The sequence below is a fragment of the Paraburkholderia polaris genome (genome assembly GCF_012927345.1).
In the GTDB taxonomy this organism is placed as follows: domain Bacteria; phylum Pseudomonadota; class Gammaproteobacteria; order Burkholderiales; family Burkholderiaceae; genus Paraburkholderia; species Paraburkholderia polaris.
Window position 1 is genome coordinate 1 of the sequence record NZ_JABBGJ010000109.1, and the last position, 4,862, is coordinate 4,862.

5 protein-coding genes and 1 pseudogene are annotated in these 4,862 nt (G+C 61.6%); all 6 read left to right on the top strand.

From position 1 onward, the window contains the following. The coding region (locus HHL24_RS42955) for a porin (RefSeq protein ID WP_169490694.1) at positions 1 to 303 on the top strand (303 nt) is incomplete at its 5' end. A gap of 112 nt (positions 304 to 415) precedes the next feature. Beyond that, the gene (locus HHL24_RS42960; RefSeq protein WP_169491295.1) at positions 416 to 1,441 is read left to right on the top strand and encodes an amidohydrolase family protein; all 1,026 of its coding nucleotides are present in this window, start codon (positions 416 to 418) and stop codon (positions 1,439 to 1,441) included. Positions 1,442 to 1,443: 2 nt separating this feature from the next. Next, the gene (ligK, locus tag HHL24_RS42965; protein ID WP_169491296.1) at positions 1,444 to 2,127 is read left to right on the top strand and encodes a 4-carboxy-4-hydroxy-2-oxoadipate aldolase/oxaloacetate decarboxylase; all 684 of its coding nucleotides are present in this window, start codon (positions 1,444 to 1,446) and stop codon (positions 2,125 to 2,127) included. 15 nt (positions 2,128 to 2,142) lie between these two features. Next, positions 2,143 to 2,850: a substrate-binding domain-containing protein gene (locus HHL24_RS42970; protein ID WP_230417822.1), complete on the top strand. Its 708-nt coding sequence runs from the start codon at positions 2,143 to 2,145 to the stop codon at positions 2,848 to 2,850. Between the two features lie 124 nt (positions 2,851 to 2,974). Beyond that, entirely contained in the window at positions 2,975 to 3,877 is a 903-nt protein-coding gene (locus HHL24_RS42975) for an NAD(P)-dependent oxidoreductase (RefSeq protein WP_169491297.1), read from the top strand. A gap of 334 nt (positions 3,878 to 4,211) precedes the next feature. Then, a pseudogene (locus HHL24_RS42980) lies at positions 4,212 to 4,862 on the top strand (IS6 family transposase); the annotation flags it as partial.

The following is a 4,862-nucleotide window of genomic DNA, read 5'->3' on the forward strand; positions in this document are numbered from 1 at the left end:
GTCGTGACGCTCTACGGGGCGTGGGCGATGACAAGTGACGTCAGTACCCCTACAGGCAGCCATACCTACCAGGCGGGTTTGTCGATCCCCTTCTCACCTGCCGACTTCCTGCTTGCAGAGTGGGCGCGTACGCAACGGTCCGGGCCTACCACTGCGGCCAACAGCCTTCGCAACACTGCCTCTCTCGGCTACGACCATCTTCTGTCCAAGCGGACGGACATTTACGCGATTTACTCTTTCGACAAGCTGAGCGCCCACCCCACCGGCAACACATTTGCCGTTGGCATCCGGCACACATTTTAAGTCGCGGCGCGCGCAGAGGTCGGTTCCTTCGCGCCGGTAGCGCTTAATGCAGAACCAGCGCATGGCACTCGTCATGTCGCGCTGACAATCGAATCAGTTATTGGGAGCGACGATGATCATCGACATTCATGGCCATTACACAACCGCGCCGAAGGCGCTGGAGACCTGGCGTAACCGCCAGATTGCGGGCATCACGGGTCCGTCCGAGATGCCGAAGGCGTCCGAATTGCACATCGGCGACGACGAGTTGCGCGAGTCGATCGAAAGCAATCAGCTGCGGCTGATGCGCGAACGCGGTCTCGACCTCACGATCTTCAGCCCGCGAGCAAGCTTCATGGCGCATCACATCGGGGACTTTCAGGTCTCCAGCATCTGGGCGGCAATCTGCAATGAGCTGTGTTTCCGCGTGAGCCAGATTTTCCCCGAGCATTTCATTCCGGCCGCGATGTTGCCGCAAAGCCCCGGCGTGGATGTCGCCACGTGCATCCCCGAGCTCGTCAAGTGCGTGGAGGAGTACGGCAACGTCGCGATCAATCTCAATCCGGATCCGTCGGGCGGGCACTGGACCAGCCCGCCGCTCTCGGACCGCTACTGGTATCCGATTTACGAGAAGATGGTCGAGTACGACATCCCGGCGATGATCCACGTGAGCACGAGCTGCAACGCGTGCTTCCACACGACCGGCGCTCACTACCTGAATGCCGACACCACCGCTTTCATGCAGTGCCTCACGTCGAACCTGTTCCGCGATTTTCCGACCTTGCGCTTTGTGATCCCGCATGGCGGAGGCGCGGTTCCCTATCACTGGGGCCGCTTCCGCGGGCTCGCGCAGGAACTCAAGAAGCCGTTACTGAAGGACCATCTGCTCAACAACGTCTTCTTCGACACCTGCGTCTACCACCAGCCGGGCATCGATCTGCTTACGCGCGTGATTCCGGTGGACAACATTCTGTTTGCGAGCGAGATGATCGGCGCCGTGCGCGGCATCGATCCGGAGACGGGCAATTATTTCGACGACACAAAGCGCTACATTGAGACCGCGCATATCGACGCAGACGAGCGGTACAAGATCTACGAGGGTAACGCGCGGCGTGTCTACCCGCGCCTCGATGCGGCGCTCAAAACGAAAGGAGATTGATCATGGTTGAACTAGGGGTCGTATATCGAAACATTCAGCGCGCGGATGGCGATACGGCCGCCAAACTCGGCGCGCTCGGGTCCGCGACTGTCCACGAGGCGATGGGGCGCGTGGGCCTGATGAAGCCCTATATGCGGCCGATCTATAACGGTGCGCAGACGGGCGGCACGGTCGTAACGGTCCTGCTCCCGCCAGGCGACAACTGGATGCTGCACGTCGCGGCGGAGCAGATCCAGCCTGGCGACGTCGTTGTTGCGGCTGTCACGGCCGATTCCACCGACGGCTTTTTCGGTGACCTGCTGGCAACAAGCTTCAAGGCACGCGGCGCACGAGGGCTCATTATCGACGGAGGCGTGCGCGATGTGCGCGTGCTGGCGGAGATGAACTTCCCGGTATGGAGCAAGGCAATCTCGTCCAAAGGGACAGTCAAAGCAACGCTCGGGTCGGTGAACATTCCAGTGGTATGCGCCGGCGCGCTGGTGATGCCCGGCGATGTCGTCGTCGCGGACGACGATGGTGTGGTCGTGGTGCCGGCGGCATCGGCGCAGAATGTTCTCGAAAAGGCGGCCGCACGCGAAGCCAACGAGGGCGAGAAGCGCGCGAAGCTGGCCGCCGGCGTGCTCGGCCTGGATATGTACCACATGCGCGGACCGCTGCAACAAGCCGGGCTGCGCTATATCGATTGAAAAGGGGCGACAACCATGGTCACTGGTCAAACCATCCATGAACGGATCACCGGTATCTCGTCGATGGCCATGCGCAACGTGCTTTCCGAGTTGGTCGAAGAATACGAGCGGCTATCGGGACGACCGGTGGTCATCGAATCGGTCGGTGGGGTCGCTGCTGCCCGTCGCGTCCAGGAAGGCGAGCCATTCGATATCGTCGTGCTTGCGGCCGACGCGATCGACCGGCTGGCCGCGGCCGGCAGGACCGATCCGGCCAGTCGAGTCGACCTGGCCCGTTCGGGCGTGGCAATTGCGGTGGCGGCCGGGGCGCCTCGACCGGAGACCGGTACTGAAGCCGCCGTTCGCGACGCCATTCTGGCCGCGCGCAGCATCGGCTATTCGACGGGTCCCAGCGGTTCGCACCTCAGCCGCTTGTTCGAGCGCTGGGGCATCGCTGAAGCCATCGCGCCGCGCATCGTGCAGGCGCCGCCCGGCGTTCCAGTAGGCACGCTCGTCGCGCAGGGGGAAGTCGAGCTGGGTTTCCAGCAATTGAGCGAATTAATGCCTCTGGCAGGCATTGATGTCATCGGCTCTCTGCCGCCCGAGATTCAGGTCATCACCGTATTCTCGGCAGCCATATGCACAGCGTCTAAGCGGCATGAAGCCGCGGAGGAACTGATCTCCTTTCTGGCCTCGCCCCAGGCTGATTCCGTCAAGCTTCGTCATGGCATGGAACCATCATGAGGGGGTCCCCAATAGCGGGGTTAAGGTCGCGGTTCGCGCTCCCGCCCTGCTACAGCTTCAATATCGAATGCGCAGACCACGTCCCCTCGCTTTTATCTCGAACCTTCACTCGTAGAGAATCAGCATGGATCAGAACAGCAATCAGCATATAGGCCGCGTCGCGATCATCGGCTTCGGAGAAGTCGGGCCTATCTTCGCGCGAGCATTGACCGCCGCCGGCCATGAAGTGTCGGTCTTCGACATCAAGCTGCAAGATGCTGCAACGCGGTCGACGATCGTGCAGCAGGCCCGCGACTGCGGGGCCCAGATCGCCAACGACCTCGCAACGTCACTTCGCGATGCGCAACTCGTTTTCTCCGTGGTCACGGCAAGCCAGGCGGAAGTGGTTGCCACGGCTTCGGCCGAATATCTGACGAGCGGTCAGACCTATCTCGACCTCAATTCTGTATCGCCCGCTGTCAAGCGGCGCAACTGCCAGCAGATCGAGCGCAACGGCGCGGATTACGTGGAAGCCGCGGTGATGGCTCCGGTCCCGCCGCAAGGCGTACGAGTGCCGATGCTGTTGGGCGGCCGGCTGGCCTCGCAAACGGCGGATATTCTTAACGGTCTGGGCATGCGCACGGAGGCCGTAGCGCAGGAAGTCGGCCTCGCTTCAGCCATCAAGTTGTGCCGCAGCATCATGATCAAAGGCATGGAGGCGCTTTGCGTTCAATCGATGTTGGCGGCCAAACAGTTCGACGTCGACGACCGCGTGCTTGCGTCGCTCGCGGCAAGCTTTCCGGGCATGGGCTGGGAAAAGGGTTATGAAGCGTATCTGATCGGCCGGGTTGTCGAGCACGGACAACGACGTTCCGAAGAAATGCGCGAAGCCGCGCTGATGCTCGAAGGTCTGGGCATGTCGGGCGCCCTCGCCAGCGCGATTGCCGATGTGCAACAGGAACTTGCGGCGCGCGCCGCGCCGCTGGTCGAAGCCCTCGATCCCAAAGGCAGCTTGTCCGAGTGGCGAAGGCTGCTGAAATCCGTCTGATGGCGTAGCAATATTCTTTCCCCTTTATGCGCAGGTATTGCGCAAAGCTATTGACTCGCGATCGCACGCCGAGCGTCGTGCCGCGCCAAGGATCACTGCCTGGACTGTTTGCCCGTAGCGCACAGCAACGAGATCGCCGGGCAGCCCCCCGTTCGAATGCCACCGAGCACTCCGCCCGACTACGTTCGCTTGACGCCCGATAAGCACCACGGCACGGCTGTTTGTTTCGCTGCATTGTTGTCATCAACGCTATGAACCGACGTTAACCTTCGCAAGCCCAATGGCCGTTTTCGGCACTGTCAGGTTGATGTGGAGGCGGCGGTAGAATGAAGTGATGAAGAAAACTAAATCGCTTTATCACGGTCACCGCTTCCCTGCTGTCGTCATCAGCTGCGCGGTTCGGTGGCCTTCCGGTTCAGCCTGAGCTTGCGCGACGTCGAGGAGTTGTTGCTCGAGCGCGGCGTCGTGGTCACGTACGAAACGATCCGTTGCTGGTGCGACAAATTCGGCGCTGAATTCGCCCGGTGCGCCAAAGCGGCGCGGCCCAGGCCGGGCAGCATATGGCATCTGGACGAGATGTTCGTCACGCTGCGCGGTAAGCCGTATCTGTTGTGGCGAGCGGTCGACGAGCATGGAGCTGAGCTCGACGTGCTGGTGCAAAAGCGACGCGATAAGGCCGCGGCAAAGCGCTTCTTCCTGAAGGTGCTGCGTTCAAACCCGGTGCCGCGCAAGATCGTGACCGACCAGTTGCGCAGCTATCCTGCGGCGAAGGCTGAGATTCCTGCGCTCGCTCATGTGAAGCACGCTTTCGTCAAGGCGGCTGCACGTGTGAACAACCGTGCCGAGAACAGCCACCAGCCGACCCGCAGGCGCGAACGCCAGATGTGCGGCTTTCGCGATGCGCGTCGCACGCAGGCATTCCTCTCATGCTTCGGCCCAATCCGGCAGCACTTCGCGTTGCCCAGACATCAAATGAACGCGGCAT

Bases quoted from the DNA above. Each gene is read 5' to 3' on its own strand.
- HHL24_RS42960 (WP_169491295.1), top strand. From the start codon at position 416: ATGATCATCGACATTCATGGCCATTACACAACCGCGCCGAAGGCGCTG.
- ligK (WP_169491296.1), top strand. From the start codon at position 1,444: ATGGTTGAACTAGGGGTCGTATATCGAAACATTCAGCGCGCGGATGGC.
- HHL24_RS42970 (WP_230417822.1), top strand. From the start codon at position 2,143: ATGGTCACTGGTCAAACCATCCATGAACGGATCACCGGTATCTCGTCG.
- HHL24_RS42975 (WP_169491297.1), top strand. From the start codon at position 2,975: ATGGATCAGAACAGCAATCAGCATATAGGCCGCGTCGCGATCATCGGC.